Origin of the sequence: Rhodoferax koreense (assembly GCF_001955695.1) — a bacterium.
GTDB classification, from domain to species: domain Bacteria; phylum Pseudomonadota; class Gammaproteobacteria; order Burkholderiales; family Burkholderiaceae_C; genus Rhodoferax_B; species Rhodoferax_B koreensis.
Genome location: NZ_CP019236.1, coordinates 3,918,417 through 3,931,480, shown reverse-complemented (window position 1 = coordinate 3,931,480; position 13,064 = coordinate 3,918,417). Strand labels below are relative to the sequence as shown.

Sequence of the window (13,064 nt, the reverse complement as noted above, 5' to 3'; positions counted from 1 at the left end):
GACCCGGCTTTTCATTTGCAGTCCGCCCATGACCAACGTCTCCACCAGCCTGATCCACCATCCGTACACGCCGCCGGCCGATTTCGCCGCGCCCCAGCCCGGCGTGTTCAAGGCCTCCACCGTGATCTTTCCCAACGTGGCCGCCATGCGCCACCGCGAGTGGAAGGACAAGTCGGGCTACACCTATGGCCTGCACGGCACGCCCACGACGTTCATCCTCGAGGAGCGGCTGTGTGCGCTCGAAGGCGGCGGGCAGTGCCTGCTGGCCCCCAGCGGCCTGGCGGCCATCGCCACCGTGGCGCTGTCGCTCCTGAAGACCGGCGACGAGGTCCTGTTGCCCGACAACGCCTACGGCCCGAACAAGAGCCTGTGCGACGCCGAATTGCACAACTGGGGCATCACCACGCGCCTTTACGACGCCATGGACCCGGACGACCTGGCCGCCAAGATCACCGACCGCACGCGCCTGGTCTGGCTCGAGGCCGCGGGCTCGGTGACCCTCGAATTCCCCGACCTGCCGGCGCTGCAGCGCATCTGCCGCGCGCGCGGTGTGACCAGCGCGCTCGACAACACCTGGGGCGCGGGCCTGGCCTTCAACGCCTTCGACCTGCGGCCTGGCAGCGGTGAAATCCTCGGCGTCGACATCTCGGTGCACGCCCTCACCAAGTACCCGAGCGGCGGCGGCGACGTGCTGATGGGCAGCATCGTCACGCGCGACCCCGGCCTGCACCTGCGCCTGAAGCTCGGCCACATGCGGCTTGGCCTGGGCGTGAGCGGCAACGACACCGAGACCGTGCTGCGTTCCCTGCCGAGCATCGCGCTGCGTTACCGTGCCCACGATGCCACGGCGCGGGCGCTGGCCAAATGGGCCACGGGCCGCGCCGAGTTCGTCCAGGTACTGCACCCGGCACTGGCCGATTCGCCGGGGCATGCGCACTGGAAAGCCCTGTGCGCACCGCCCGAGGGGTCGGCGCAGGAGGGCGGTGCTGCCGGGCTGTTCAGCGTCATCATCGATGAGCGCTACACCCAGGCCCAGGTCGATGCCTTCTGCGACGCGCTGGCGCTGTTCAAGATCGGCTACAGCTGGGGCGGGCCGATGAGCCTGGTGGTGCCGTATGAACTGGCCCAGATGCGGCCGCGCTGGCCTGCGCATCTGAAACGCGGCACGCTGGTGCGGTTCTCGGTGGGGCTGGAGTCGGCCGCCGACCTGCAGGCCGACCTGGCCCAGGCGTTGATGCGGCTGGCCGGCTGAACCGCTCGCCCGTTCCTCCTGTCGGCGACCCTGTTGGCATGGGCGCCCCGATGGGTTACGCTGGTGGTACGCCCGGTGATGGCCGCTGTTCGCGCAGCGCCGCCCTATCGACGGGCAGGGTGAGGGCAGGCCGCCTCAAGCTGTTAAAGTGACACGCACTTATTTGAAAGAGAACCACTTTGGCTACACCTAATTACGGATACGAGAAGCGCCAGAAAGAGTTGGCCAAGAAGAAGAAAAAGGAAGAGAAGCTCAAGGCCAAGGCCGAGCGCAAGACCGGCGAGCCCGGCAGCGAAGACCAGGCGGAGGATGGCGCGACCGAGGCCCAGGAATCCGGTCTGCCGCCGACGCAGCCCTAGTCGCTTAACCTGGGGGCCGGCGCGTGCGCTGGCCCATCCTGTGCATCAAAGCAGTTTCTTCAACTGCGGCCAGACGTTGTCCAGCATGACCGGATGCGCCTCCTCCTTCGGATGGATGCGGTCCGCCTGGAACATCGCCGTCGGGTCCGCCCCATCCCCTACACCCTTCAGGAAAAACGGCACCAGCGCCGCCTTGTTCGCGCGCGCCACGGCGTCGAAAGCCGCGCTGAAGCGCTTCGCATAGTCCGCGCCGTAGTTCGGCGGGATCTGCATGCCCACCAGCAGTACCTTGGCGCCGGCCGCCTGGGCTGCCTTCGTCATGGCGGCAAGGTTGTCCTGCGTGCCCGCCAGCGGTAGGCCGCGCAGGGCGTCGTTGCCGCCGAGTTCGATCACCACCACGGTCGGATTCACCGTCTTGAGCAGGGCCGGCAGCCGCGAGCGCCCGCCTGACGTCGTATCGCCGCTGATGCTGGCGTTGCGCACCGTAGCGGCGATGTTCTCCTTGGCGAGCCTTTGTTCCAGTAGCGCCACCCAGCCGCTGCCGCGCTTCAGCCCGTATTCGGCGCTGAGGCTGTCACCCACCACCAGGATGGTGCGTTGCGGGCCGGGCTTGCCGGGTGAAGTTTGCGCAAAGGATGGCCCTAGAAAAGCAGCCGCGATGGCGGCCGGGATAAAGTGTCGACGTAACAAACTCAAAGCCTTTCATGTCCATACCAACGGGTATTCCCAGCGACACCGCCATCATTTCCGTCGAACACGTCTTCAAGTCGGTGACGGACTCCACCGGGACCCTCGACATTCTGCGCGATATCGATTTCTCCCTGGCGCCGAGGGAGACTGCGGCCATCGTCGGCGCTTCGGGCTCGGGCAAGAGCACGCTGCTGTCCATCATCGCCGGCCTGGACACGCCCACCAAGGGTACGGTGCGCCTGGCCGGGCAGGACCTGTTCGGAATGAACGAAGACCAGCGCGCGGCGCTGCGGGCGCACAAGGTCGGTTTCGTGTTCCAGAGCTTTCAGCTCATGGGCAACCTCACCGCGCTGGAAAACGTGATGCTGCCGCTGGAGCTCGGCGGCCGCAAGGATTCGCGCAAGGCGGCCACCGAAATGCTGGCACGTGTCGGTCTGGGCGAGCGTCTCGGCCATTACCCGAAGGTCTTGTCCGGCGGCGAGCAGCAGCGCGTGGCGCTGGCCCGTGCCTTCGTCGTGCAGCCGGCCGTGCTGCTGGCCGACGAGCCCACCGGCAGCCTCGACTTCGCCACCGGCGAGACGGTGATGGAACTGATGTTCGACCTGAACCGCGAACGGGGCACGACCCTGGTGCTGGTCACGCACGACCGGGCGATCGCCGCGCGCTGCGACCGGCGCATCACCATCGAAGCCGGAAGGGTGGCGGCCGCCGAGGTCTAGCCGCCCGCCGTGCGAGGCGGCCATGTCACGCGGGCAAGGCATCCAAGGCAGCATCGGGAGCCTCATGCCGCAGCCGCTGGCTCAGCACGATTTCGTGGATGAACTGCAGCTTGCCGACCACGCGGTAGGGCAGCACGAACGGGTAACAGTCCGTCTGGCCCATGCTGCGCGTGAGCTCGTTCATGACCTGCGTCAGGCGCACCCAGTCGTTGAGCAGGTTCAGGAAGTCGCCCGCGGTCGACAGGTCCGGGCGCCACAGGAACCGCGCATCGAACGGTTCCGATTCGGTGTCGGCCTGGTTCGCGTCGATGCCGAAGCTCGCCGCGGTGTCGATCGTGTCGGTGATGTGCAGGTAATGCGCCCAGGTCTCGGCCCAGTCCTCCCACGGGTGCGTGGACGCATAGCTGGTGAGGTAGTGCACCGGCCAGTCCACCGGCGGGCCCTGGCGGTAGTGCCGCTCCAGCGCCTTGGCGTAGTCCTGGCGCTCGTCGCCGAACAGGGCGCGAAAGTCGGCCAGGCGGGCCGGCTCGTCGCGCACCAGGCGGTCCCAGTAGTAGTGGCCGATTTCATGCCGGAAATGCCCGAGCAGGGTGCGGTACGGCTCGTGCATCGAGGCGCGGATGGTCTCGCGGTGCACATCGTCGGCCTCGGCCACGTTGAGCGTGATCACACCGTTGTGGTGGCCCGTCATCACCGGTTTGCCGTCCGCCGTTACTTCGAGCATGTCGAAAACAACGCCATCGTCGCTTTCGCTCTTCGGCTGCACCGGCAGCCTCAGCGCCAGCAACTGGCTCAACAGGCGGCGTTTAGCGCCCTCCAGCTGTCGCCAGTAATGCTGGTTCCGGGCCTTGGTGATATCGAACATGCCACGCGTCAGGCTGCACGAAAGGCAGATCATGCGCTGCGGTTGCACGGGCGAGGCCAGCTGTGGATTCGCCTTGATCAGCCAGTTGCAGGCCGAGGCGCTCTGGCGGTTGATGCAGCACCAGTAGTTGTCGTCGCCGCCGGACGATGCGGCCGTGGCATCGGCCACGCGGTGCCACAATTCCGGCGCCGCACCCGGCCTGAGTGCCACCATCGTCAACCGCTCGATGTCGTAGCCGAGCTGGCTGCCGCAGTTCACACATTGCGTGTTACGCAGAAAAATCGGCCGGCCGCACTGGCAGCGGTAGGCGCGGCTGACGGCCGGCGGTTTACTGCGGGGCATGGGACGTGGCGGGGTGGGCGCGGGGCCGGGGTTCACCGACGTTTTTTCCGGCCCGTGGCAGGCGGGGAGAACATCGACAGCCAGGCGTTGGTGATTTCGCTGACCGCCTGTCGGTTGGCCTTGGCCGCGGACTTTTTCATCTGCGCCGCCACCTGGCCACGCGAGGCGCCGGCCGCGCGATTGGCGGCGCTGAGCCACAGGCTCATCATCGGATTCTTCTTGGTCCAGGGATTGGTCATGGCGGATTCCTCGTTCAATGCAACCATCGTCGTCGCGCGCCTGCGCCCGGGATTTCGGAGACGGGCCCAAATCGACGTCGGAGGAAGCGCCGCGGTCTGCGTCGGCAGGCGCGCCGCCCGGCCTGGATGCAACCGATAATCCTCCCATGTCCTCCCCCAAAGTCCTCTTCGGCTTCCACGCCGTCGGCGTGCGCCTGAAGACCGCGCCCCAGTCCATCATCGAGATCTACTACGAGCCCACACGGCGCGACGCGCGCATGCGGCAGTTCCTGGAAAAGGCCAACGAGGCCGGGGCGCGGCTCATCGAGGGCGACAGCCTGCGCCTGGCCAAGCTCTGCGGCAGCCACGGCCACCAGGGTGTGGTGGCGCGCGTCGAGCCGATTCCCCAGGTGCATTCGCTCGACGACCTGCTCGACGCCATCGAAGGCCCGCCGCTGCTGCTGGTGCTCGACGGCGTGACCGATCCGCACAACCTCGGCGCCTGCCTGCGCGTGGCCGATGGCGCCGGTGCGCATGCGGTGATCGCGCCCAAGGACCATGCCGCCGGCATCAACGCCACGGTCGCCAAGGTGGCCAGCGGCGCCGCCGAAACCATGCCTTATTTCATGGTGACGAACCTGGCACGCACGCTCGGCGAATTGAAGGAACGCAACATCTGGTGCATCGGCACCAGCGACAACGCGCCCAAGACGCTCTACCAGGTCGACCTCAAGGGTCCTGTGGCCCTGGTGCTCGGCGCCGAGGGCGACGGCATGCGCCAGCTCACGCGCAAGACCTGCGACGAACTCGTCGGCATCCCGATGCACGGCGCGGTGGAGAGCCTGAACGTCTCGGTGGCCAGCGGCGTGTGCCTGTACGAGGCGCTGCGCCAGCGGCTCTGATCAACCCGCCCACCAGCGCCTGAGCTGGTACAGCGCGAAGGCCAGCAGCACCACGCCCGCGAACTGGTCGACGCGCCGCATGCCGCGCGCGTCGATCCTGGTGCGCACCGCCGCGACACCCATGCTCAGGCCCAGCCACCAGGCGGCCGAACCGACGAAGACGCCGGCCACCATCAGCCCTGGCGATGCCGCGCCCGCACCGCGAGCGCCGAGCGAGGCGAAGATCGCGGTGAACGACACGATGGTCATCGGATTGGCCAGCGTGAGTGCCAGCACCGAGGCAAACGCCGCCCAGCCCGAGCGCGCCGGCCTGGCGACCGCGGCCTCGCCGCCGCCCCCGCGCGAGCGCAGCATCCGCCAACCCATCCAGCCGAGGAACAGCCCGCCGGCCAGCGCCAGCGGCGAGCGCAGTGCGACGAACCACGCCGTGAGCGCCGACACGCCGAACGCACCCACCGCCCCGTAGCAGGCATCGGCGGCGGCCGCACCCAGGCCGCTGACGAAGCCGACGCGCCGGCCCTGGGCGAGGGTGCGCTGGATGCACAGCAGGCCGATCGGGCCGACCGGCGCGGCCACCGACAGGCCGATCAGCGCGGCCTTGAAAAACAGGATCGTGTCCATGAAAAAACGCCAGGATGAGATGCAGGTGATCTTCGCTCGCGCCCACGCCGCGTGGAATGGCGAATCCGCGGTTTGGCGACACAATCGCCTTCGCTTATTCGGAAATTCGGGCACCGCACCTCAAAATGGAAATCGACGACAGATCCTGGAAGATCCTGCAGGTGCTGCAGGACGACGCACGCATATCGCTGACCGAACTCGCCGGCCGCGTGGCCTTGTCGGTGCCGGCCGTGTCCGAGCGGCTGAAGCGGCTGGAGGAGTCGGGCGTGATCAGCGGCTACCGCGCCGTCGTGCCGCCGGCACGCGTGGGCTACGGCATCATGGCGATGATCGGCATCACCACCGCCCAGCCCGACAAGCAGCGGCTGCTGGCGTTGCTGCAAGGGCGGCCGGAGGTGCTCGAATGCCACCACGTCACCGGGCAGGACTCGTTCATGATGAAGGTCGTCACCCCGGACATCGGCGCGCTCGAAGCCTTCGTGGCCAGCATCAACCACCTTGGGGAGACGCGCACCGCGATCGTCATGTCCAGCCCCATCGGCGGGCGTGCCGTGCCGCGGCCCCGCGCGAACTCGGACTGAGCCGCTGCGCGCGCCGAGGCTCGACGTCTATTGCGGTTCCAGCTTGATGGCGCGGGCGATGGCGCGGAAGCGCGCCGCTTCCTGGTCCATCAACCGGCTGGCGTCGGCCAGGGCGTTGAGCGGGGCGATCTCCGAACCCGTGGCCTCCAGCGCCTTGCGGTATTCGGCGTTGAGGATGGTTTCGGCCAGCGCCTTGTGCAGGCGCTGCACCACGTCCTCGGGCGTGCCCTTCCTGACCATGATGCCGGCCCAGGTCTGGTAGTTGAAATGTTTCAGCGACTGGCCCTCGCCGAAGGCGGGGATGCGCTTGTCGAGTGCGCTGCGCTGGTCGCCCACCCAGCCCAGCAGCTTCATGCGGCCGGTGTCGGCCATGCCCCGGAAGCTGGTGGCATAGGGCAGCACGGCGAAATCGATGTTGTCGCCGCCCATGTCCTGTATCAGCGGGGCCATGCCCTTGTACGGCACGTGGGTCACGGCCATGCCGGTCTGCGCCGCCATGTCCTCCGCGATCAGGTGGTACATGGAGCCGAAGCCGACGCTGCCATAGGCGAACGGTTTCGCGCCCGGCTTCCTGCCGAGTGCCACCAGCTCGTCGACGTTGTTGGCCGGCAGGTCCTTGCGTGCCACCAGCACCAGGGGATTGATGGTGAGCTGCGTGAGCATGCGGAAGTCCTCGGTGCGGTACTTGATCGCGGCGTTGGCCAGCGGCGGCAGGATCAATTCGCCAGGCGAACCGAGAAAGACCATGTAGCCGTCGGCGGGTGCGTTCAGCAGTTTCTGCGCGGCCAGGGCGCCACTCGCGCCGCCAAGGTTTTCCACGATCACCGGTTGGCCCAGGGCCTTGCCCAGCGGTGTGCTCAGCGCCCGCGCGATCGAATCCGACAGCCCGCCAGCGGGGTAGGGCACCATCACCGTGACGGGCCGCGCGGGGTAGGGCTCGGCGGCGAAGCCCGGTCCGGCGGCCAGCGCCAGGCACAGGGGGATCAGGGCGGCGCTTTGCCGGCGGGTCAGCTTCATGGCGATTCCTTGCGAAGGTGGGGGGTGGGAGAGACGTAAGAGATCGGCGTGGAACGGAAGTCGTCCGAGAAGAAGGCCTCGGCCAGTCCGACCCAGAACGCGGCACCGGTGCCCAGGCAGCCGTCGTTGAAATCGAAATGCGGGTTGTGCACGCTGCACGGGCCGCTGGGCTGGCCGCCGGCGTGGCCGTTGTGGCCGTTGCCGATCATCAGGTAGCAGCCGGGGCGCTGCTGCAGCATGTAGGCGAAGTCTTCGCTGGCGCACAGCGGTGTGGCGTCTTCCATCACCTGGTCCTCGCCGAACAACTGGCGCGCCACGCGGCTGGCCAGACGGGTCTCGGCCTCGGTGTTGACCAACACCGGATAGCCTCGTTCGTAGGCCACCTCGCACTCGACGCCGAAGCTCGCGGCCTGGCCATGTGCCACCTCGGGGATGCGCCGAGCCAGCAACTCGCGCACCTCGGGTGTCAGCGCGCGCACGCTGAGCTCCAGTTCCGCGGCTTCGGGAATCACGTTGTAGGTTTGGCCCGCTTGCAACCGGCCCACGGTGACCACGGCCGACTGCAGCGGGTCGACGTTGCGTGCCACGATGCTTTGCAGCGCCAGCACGGTGGCTGCCGCCGGTAGCGAGGGGTCGATGGCCTGGTGCGGGATGGCGCCATGGCCGCCCTTGCCGCGGTAGACGATGTGGACCTTGTCGGACGAGGCCAGAAAGGCCCCGGTGCGAAAAAACATCTGCCGCGCCGGCTGATCCGGGTGGTTGTGCATGGCGAACACGGCGTCGCACGGAAAACGGCTGAACAGGCCTTCGTCGATCATGCGCTGCGCACCGCCGGCGCCACCCAACTCCTCGGCGGGCTGGAAGATCAGATGCAGGGTACCGTTCCAGTCCACACCCTGCTCACGCTGTTGCGCCAACGCCTTGGCCGCGCCGAGCAGCATCGCCGTATGGCCGTCGTGGCCACAGCCGTGCATCTTGCCGGGCAGGGCGCTGGCCCAGGGCAGGCCGGTGGCTTCCTCGATCGGTAGCGCGTCCATTTCGGCGCGCAGGCCCAGCGACTTGCCACCGCTGCCGAAACGCAGCCTGCCCACGAGCCCGGTGCCGGCCAGGCCGGTGGTCACCTCATAACCCCAGTCGCGCAGGCACTGGGCCACGAGTGCGCTGGTGCGGAACTCCTCGAAGCCGAGTTCGGGATGGCGGTGCATGGCGTGGCGCCATTGCGTCATGCCTTCGACGTCGATCAGAGCTTGGGGCGAGATGGTTGCGTGCATGGCGGTCATCGTAGGAGCCAGCGCTAGCCGCGGGAAGGCGACATGTTTTACAGGATGACAACCACAGGTGGTCGCCCGTATTGCGCAGGCTTCTCGCACAATGGCGCTCCATGAAAGACCACCAACTGCGCGCGCTGATCCACGTGGCCGAGCGCGGCTCGATCCGTGCCGCGGCCAAGGCCGCGCACCTGAGCCAGAGCGCGCTGACCAAGGCCCTGCGGGAACTTGAGGAAGACGTGGGTGCCGAACTGCTGGTGCGCAGCTACCAGGGCGTGGAATTCACGCCCGCGGGCCAGGCTTTGCTGTCGCGGGCTCGGCTGGCCGCTGCCACGCTGGAGCGGGCGCGCGAGGAAATCCGGCAGATCCAGGGCGGTGCGGGCTCGCGCATCGCGGTGGCCGCCACGCCGATGGTGGCCGTGACGGCGCTGCCTGCGATCTGGCAGGAGTTCCGGCGCAGCCAGCCGAAGGCAGAACTCACGCTGTCCGACGGCCTGCTGACCAGCGTGATTCCCGGCCTGGTCGAGGGGCTGCTCGATTTCGCCGTTGCCGTGGCCGATCCTGGCGCTCTGCCCGACGAGGTGCTGTTCGAGCCGCTCGCCCTGGTGGAAGGATGGGTGGCTGCGCGCACCGACCATCCCCTCGCCCAGGCGCGCAACTGGGCCGAGCTGGCCGATGCCCAGTGGGTGCTGAACCTGTCGGCCGGCAGCCAGGGCATGAGGCTGCTGGGCTGGATGCGCGAGACCGGCTGCGAGCCCTCGGGGCCCATCGTCCGCTGCACTTCCCCGACCCTGATGTCCGAAATGATGCGCCGCACCGATCTCATCGGCTTCTGTCCGAAACCGTTGATGGAGGATGCGCTGTACGGCGCTGGCCTGCTGCGGCTGCAGGTCGCACCGCTGCCGCCGCCGATGCCGCTGGGCCTGCTGCGGCTGCGCAACGTGCCGCTCAGCCCGGCAGCACGGCCGCTGGCCGAACTCTTCGCACACCGGCTCGGCGCCGGCCGTCGCGCGCACCGCGGCTGAGGCTTATCCCTGCAATCCTTGGAAAACACTGTGGATAAATCGGCGAAGCCGCTGTATGACCTCCCTAAGTGCTTGATCCGTAAGGGCTGGGCTTGGCCTGCCTGTTAAACGGGCAATCGCGTGGCATGGCGTCGCGCGGGTACTAATCACATCGCTGCAGCCCTATCCTGCGCAGGACGCACGGATTACGATGCCTGCGCCGAGCCATCGGTGCCTTGCAGGCCTGCCGGCCGGCCCGCAAGAGCCATAGAGCGCGACCTGCCAGTGCCGGCACCATCAGGAGACATGTGATGAAGCAACTCATGACCAAGGGCGATGCCGGTGCCGACGTCGATCGACTGCGCAAGGCGCTGGCCGCCGCCCTCGGCGCCGATGCAGCCGGCTTCCCGGTGCTCAAGGCCGCGGCCGGCGGTGCCATCGACGACGAATTCGACGCCGCCATCCGGCGCTGGCAGAGCGGCATCGGCGTCATCGCCGACGGCATCGTCGGGCCACGCTGCCAGTTGCTGCTCGGGCTGAGCGCGCCGAGCCCGCTGGAGATGAATCCGGCCGTCAACGTCGGCAACGTGAGCCAGCTGTTCCCGGCCACCAAACCCGCCAACATCGCGCGCTACCTGCCCTACATCGAAGCGGCGCTGGGCAGCGTCGGCCTGAGCGACCGGGCCATGGTGCTCGGCGCACTCGGCACCATCCGCGCCGAGACGGAAGGTTTCGTGCCGATCTCCGAATTCCAGTCCAAGTTCAACACACCGCCCGGCGGCGCGCCGTTCAGCAGCTACGACATGCGCACCGACATCGGCAACGGCGCGCGCGGCGACGGCGAGCGCTACCGCGGCCGCGGCTTCGTGCAGCTCACCGGCAAGGCCAACTACAAGACCTACGGCGAGCGCATCGGCTTCGACCTGGTCGACTTTCCGGACAAGGCCAACGCGCCCGAGGTCGCGGCCGTGATCCTGGCGCAGTTCCTCGCCGACAAGGCCGTCAAGTTCCGCGCCGCCGTGGCCGCGGGCGATCTGCGCGCCGCGCGCCGCCTGGTGAACGGCGGGGCCCATGGGCTGGAGAGTTTTTCCGACGTGTTCGCCCGTGCCTCCCGGATCTGGCCGGACATGCCCGCCACGCCGGCGAAACGTACGGCCGGTGCCAAAGCGAGGGCCAAGGCTGGCAAGGCCCCGGTGATGGCGGCCGCCACGCCGGCGCAGCGCCGCACCTCGCTCACGAAGAAGGATGCGGCCGACCTGCGTGACCGACTGTTTCAGCCGCCGGCGGTCAGCCTGCCCGACGAGTTTCCCGAACAGAAGCAGCTCACGCAGTTCCTGCCGGCCTACACCGGCGCCAAGCTGATCCTCGACCAGGGCCGCGAAGGCGCCTGCACCGGCTTCGGCCTGACCTGCGTCATCAACTACCTGCGCTGGGTCAAGGGCGGCTGGCCTGCGGAAATGGAGTCGGTGAGCCCGCGCATGCTCTACACGCTGGCGCGGCGGCACGACGAATACGAAGGCGAGAACTACGACGGATCGAGCTGCCGTGGCGCGCTCAAGGGCTGGTTCAACAACGGCGTGTGCCTCGAGTCGAGCTGGCCCTACGAGCCCGAGAAATCCAATCCCGCCAAGTACGGGTTCGCCACCCAGGCCACGCAGAACACGCTGGGCGTGTACTACCGCATCGATACCAAGTCGATCACCGACATGCAGGCGGCCATCCACCAGCACCTGGCGATCTTCGTGTCGGCCTTCACGCACGCGGGCTGGGACGACGTGCCATGGGTGAAGAAGCCGCCGAAGCAACATGCCGACCTGCCGCGCATCGCCTTCGACGGCCGGCCCGCCACCGGCGGCGGCCATGCGTTCGCGCTGGTGGGCTTCAACGCGCACGGCTTCATCCTGCAGAACTCCTGGGGCACGAAGTGGGGCGCGGGCGGCTTCGCCGTGATCTCCTACCTCGACTGGCTGGCCAACGGCATGGATGCCTGGGTGGTCTCGCTCGGGGTGCCCGGCGTGGTGGCCGGCCGGCTGGCCGTGGCCCAGGGCACGGCCGGGGCGCTGGCTGGCGCCGACAAGACCAAGTGGTGGGACACGGGCCTGGCCTACCAGCACAGCGTGGTGCTGGGCAACGACGGCCGCGTGAGCCGCTACCTCACCGAGGACGAGCAGCCGCGCAAGCTGCAGAAGCAAGTCTATGCCCTGCCCGACGAGTGGTTCCGCGCGCAAAAGAGCGCGAAGAAGCGGCTCGTGCTGTACGTGCACGGCGGCCTCAACAGCGAGGCCGATGCCATCAAGCGGGCCAGCGCCATGGGCCGCTTCTTCGTGGCCAACGGCTGCTACCCGCTGTTCCTGGTGTGGAAGACCGGGCTGTTCGAATCCATCGGCGACATCATCTCCGACCGCTTCAAGCGCCAGCCGACGATGGCCGGGGCGGGCGAATGGTTCTCCGAGAAGACCGACCTGCTCATCGAGAAGACCATCGGCCGGCCCCTGGCCCGCCCGATCTGGAGCGAGATGAAGGAGAACGCCGAACTCGCGTTCGCGCCGCGCCGCGGCGGGGAACTGCTGCTCGACGCCCTGCAGGCGCTGGCGGCCACCTGGGGCGAGCAGTTCGAGCTGCACCTGATGGGGCATTCGGCCGGCTCCATCGCGCTCGGCCATCTGCTCACCGCGCTGGCGGCGCGGCAGAACGCACAACGCGACGACGGCCTGGGCGGCCGGCTGACGAGCATCAACCTGTACGCACCGGCCTGCTCCGTGGCCTTTGCCAACGCCAAGTACGCGAGCAATGCCAACGTGATGGACCGGCTCTACCTCGACGTGTTGTCCGACCGCGTGGAGCGCGGCGACAACGTGGCCTCGATCTACCGCAAGTCGCTGCTGTACTTCGTCTCGAACTGCCTGGAGTCCGACCTGCGCGCGCCCATCCTCGGGCTGGACCGCATCAACGACACCGCGTATTCGGGCTGGGACGGCTCGTCGGACACCGGCGAGGCCTTGTCGACCTGGCGCACCGCAGCCGCGCAGGCCCAACTCGCCAGCCGCACCAGCCTGGTGGGCGACGACCGCATCCCCGTGGCGCTGGAGGTCGGTGGTGCGCCAGTGTTGCAGCCCGCCGGCCACGGCTCGTTCGACAACGACATCACGGTGGTCACGCGCACCCTCAGGCGCATCACCGGCGGCGAGCTCGAATTGCCGGTGGACGACCTGCGCGGCTATTGAAG

13 protein-coding genes are annotated in these 13,064 nt (G+C 68.2%); 7 read left to right on the top strand and 6 right to left on the bottom strand.

Going from position 1 to position 13,064, the window contains the following annotated elements; all coding sequences use genetic code 11:
- Window positions 1-28: 28 nt before the first annotated feature.
- Together RD110_RS18185 and RD110_RS18180 are read left to right on the top strand one after the other, a co-directional pair.
- Entirely contained in the window at window positions 29-1,252 is a 1,224-nt protein-coding gene (locus tag RD110_RS18185; protein WP_157900240.1) for a PLP-dependent transferase, read from the top strand.
- Between the two features lie 179 nt (window positions 1,253-1,431).
- A complete protein-coding gene (locus RD110_RS18180) occupies window positions 1,432-1,611 on the top strand; it encodes a hypothetical protein (protein WP_076200867.1) in 180 nt (59 codons plus the stop codon).
- 45 nt (window positions 1,612-1,656) lie between these two features.
- Here RD110_RS18180 and RD110_RS18175 read toward each other — a convergent pair whose 3' ends face one another.
- The gene (locus RD110_RS18175; RefSeq protein WP_076200865.1) at window positions 1,657-2,301 is read right to left on the bottom strand and encodes an arylesterase; all 645 of its coding nucleotides are present in this window, start codon (window positions 2,299-2,301) and stop codon (window positions 1,657-1,659) included.
- Between the two features lie 14 nt (window positions 2,302-2,315).
- Here RD110_RS18175 and RD110_RS18170 point away from each other — a divergent pair, with 14 nt between their 5' ends.
- Window positions 2,316-3,020, top strand: coding sequence for an ABC transporter ATP-binding protein (locus tag RD110_RS18170; protein ID WP_076200864.1), 705 nt, complete (start codon window positions 2,316-2,318; stop codon window positions 3,018-3,020).
- A 25-nt stretch (window positions 3,021-3,045) separates the two neighbouring features.
- Here RD110_RS18170 and RD110_RS18165 read toward each other — a convergent pair whose 3' ends face one another.
- Window positions 3,046-4,227, bottom strand: coding sequence for a zinc-binding metallopeptidase family protein (locus RD110_RS18165; protein ID WP_076200862.1), 1,182 nt, complete (start codon window positions 4,225-4,227; stop codon window positions 3,046-3,048).
- 32 nt (window positions 4,228-4,259) lie between these two features.
- Window positions 4,260-4,466, bottom strand: coding sequence for a hypothetical protein (locus RD110_RS18160; RefSeq protein WP_076205225.1), 207 nt, complete (start codon window positions 4,464-4,466; stop codon window positions 4,260-4,262).
- Between the two features lie 146 nt (window positions 4,467-4,612).
- On the opposite strand from RD110_RS18160, the gene rlmB reads away from it, so the two are divergent.
- Window positions 4,613-5,347: a 23S rRNA (guanosine(2251)-2'-O)-methyltransferase RlmB gene (gene rlmB / locus RD110_RS18155; RefSeq protein ID WP_076200861.1), complete on the top strand. Its 735-nt coding sequence runs from the start codon at window positions 4,613-4,615 to the stop codon at window positions 5,345-5,347.
- Here rlmB and RD110_RS18150 read toward each other — a convergent pair whose 3' ends face one another.
- Window positions 5,348-5,968: a LysE family translocator gene (locus RD110_RS18150; RefSeq protein WP_076200859.1), complete on the bottom strand. Its 621-nt coding sequence runs from the start codon at window positions 5,966-5,968 to the stop codon at window positions 5,348-5,350.
- Window positions 5,969-6,093: 125 nt separating this feature from the next.
- Here RD110_RS18150 and RD110_RS18145 point away from each other — a divergent pair, with 125 nt between their 5' ends.
- Entirely contained in the window at window positions 6,094-6,549 is a 456-nt protein-coding gene (locus tag RD110_RS18145; protein ID WP_076200851.1) for an Lrp/AsnC family transcriptional regulator, read from the top strand.
- 27 nt (window positions 6,550-6,576) lie between these two features.
- Here RD110_RS18145 and RD110_RS18140 read toward each other — a convergent pair whose 3' ends face one another.
- Together RD110_RS18140 and RD110_RS18135 are read right to left on the bottom strand one after the other, a co-directional pair.
- On the bottom strand, window positions 6,577-7,566 hold the full coding sequence (locus RD110_RS18140) for a Bug family tripartite tricarboxylate transporter substrate binding protein (RefSeq protein ID WP_076200850.1): 990 nt from the start codon (window positions 7,564-7,566) through the stop codon (window positions 6,577-6,579).
- On the bottom strand, window positions 7,563-8,837 hold the full coding sequence (locus tag RD110_RS18135) for a M20 aminoacylase family protein (protein WP_076205223.1): 1,275 nt from the start codon (window positions 8,835-8,837) through the stop codon (window positions 7,563-7,565). Before RD110_RS18135 ends, RD110_RS18140 begins: the two co-directional genes overlap by 4 nt.
- A gap of 110 nt (window positions 8,838-8,947) precedes the next feature.
- Between RD110_RS18135 and RD110_RS18130 the strand changes: the two genes are divergently transcribed.
- Together RD110_RS18130 and RD110_RS18125 are read left to right on the top strand one after the other, a co-directional pair.
- Complete coding sequence (locus tag RD110_RS18130; protein ID WP_076200848.1) at window positions 8,948-9,859, top strand: LysR substrate-binding domain-containing protein; 912 nt, start codon at window positions 8,948-8,950, stop codon at window positions 9,857-9,859.
- 290 nt (window positions 9,860-10,149) lie between these two features.
- Window positions 10,150-13,062, top strand: coding sequence for a C1 family peptidase (locus RD110_RS18125; protein WP_076200846.1), 2,913 nt, complete (start codon window positions 10,150-10,152; stop codon window positions 13,060-13,062).
- Window positions 13,063-13,064: the final 2 nt, after the last annotated feature.

Excerpts from the sequence above, each read along its gene's own strand:
- RD110_RS18185 (WP_157900240.1), top strand. The coding sequence starts at position 29 with ATGACCAACGTCTCCACCAGCCTGATCCACCATCCGTACACGCCGCCG.
- RD110_RS18170 (WP_076200864.1), top strand. The coding sequence starts at position 2,316 with ATGTCCATACCAACGGGTATTCCCAGCGACACCGCCATCATTTCCGTC.
- RD110_RS18165 (WP_076200862.1), bottom strand. The coding sequence starts at position 4,227 with ATGCCCCGCAGTAAACCGCCGGCCGTCAGCCGCGCCTACCGCTGCCAG.
- RD110_RS18160 (WP_076205225.1), bottom strand. The coding sequence starts at position 4,466 with ATGACCAATCCCTGGACCAAGAAGAATCCGATGATGAGCCTGTGGCTC.
- rlmB (WP_076200861.1), top strand. The coding sequence starts at position 4,613 with ATGTCCTCCCCCAAAGTCCTCTTCGGCTTCCACGCCGTCGGCGTGCGC.
- RD110_RS18150 (WP_076200859.1), bottom strand. The coding sequence starts at position 5,968 with ATGGACACGATCCTGTTTTTCAAGGCCGCGCTGATCGGCCTGTCGGTG.
- RD110_RS18145 (WP_076200851.1), top strand. The coding sequence starts at position 6,094 with ATGGAAATCGACGACAGATCCTGGAAGATCCTGCAGGTGCTGCAGGAC.
- RD110_RS18140 (WP_076200850.1), bottom strand. The coding sequence starts at position 7,566 with ATGAAGCTGACCCGCCGGCAAAGCGCCGCCCTGATCCCCCTGTGCCTG.
- RD110_RS18135 (WP_076205223.1), bottom strand. The coding sequence starts at position 8,837 with ATGCACGCAACCATCTCGCCCCAAGCTCTGATCGACGTCGAAGGCATG.
- RD110_RS18130 (WP_076200848.1), top strand. The coding sequence starts at position 8,948 with ATGAAAGACCACCAACTGCGCGCGCTGATCCACGTGGCCGAGCGCGGC.
- RD110_RS18125 (WP_076200846.1), top strand. The coding sequence starts at position 10,150 with ATGAAGCAACTCATGACCAAGGGCGATGCCGGTGCCGACGTCGATCGA.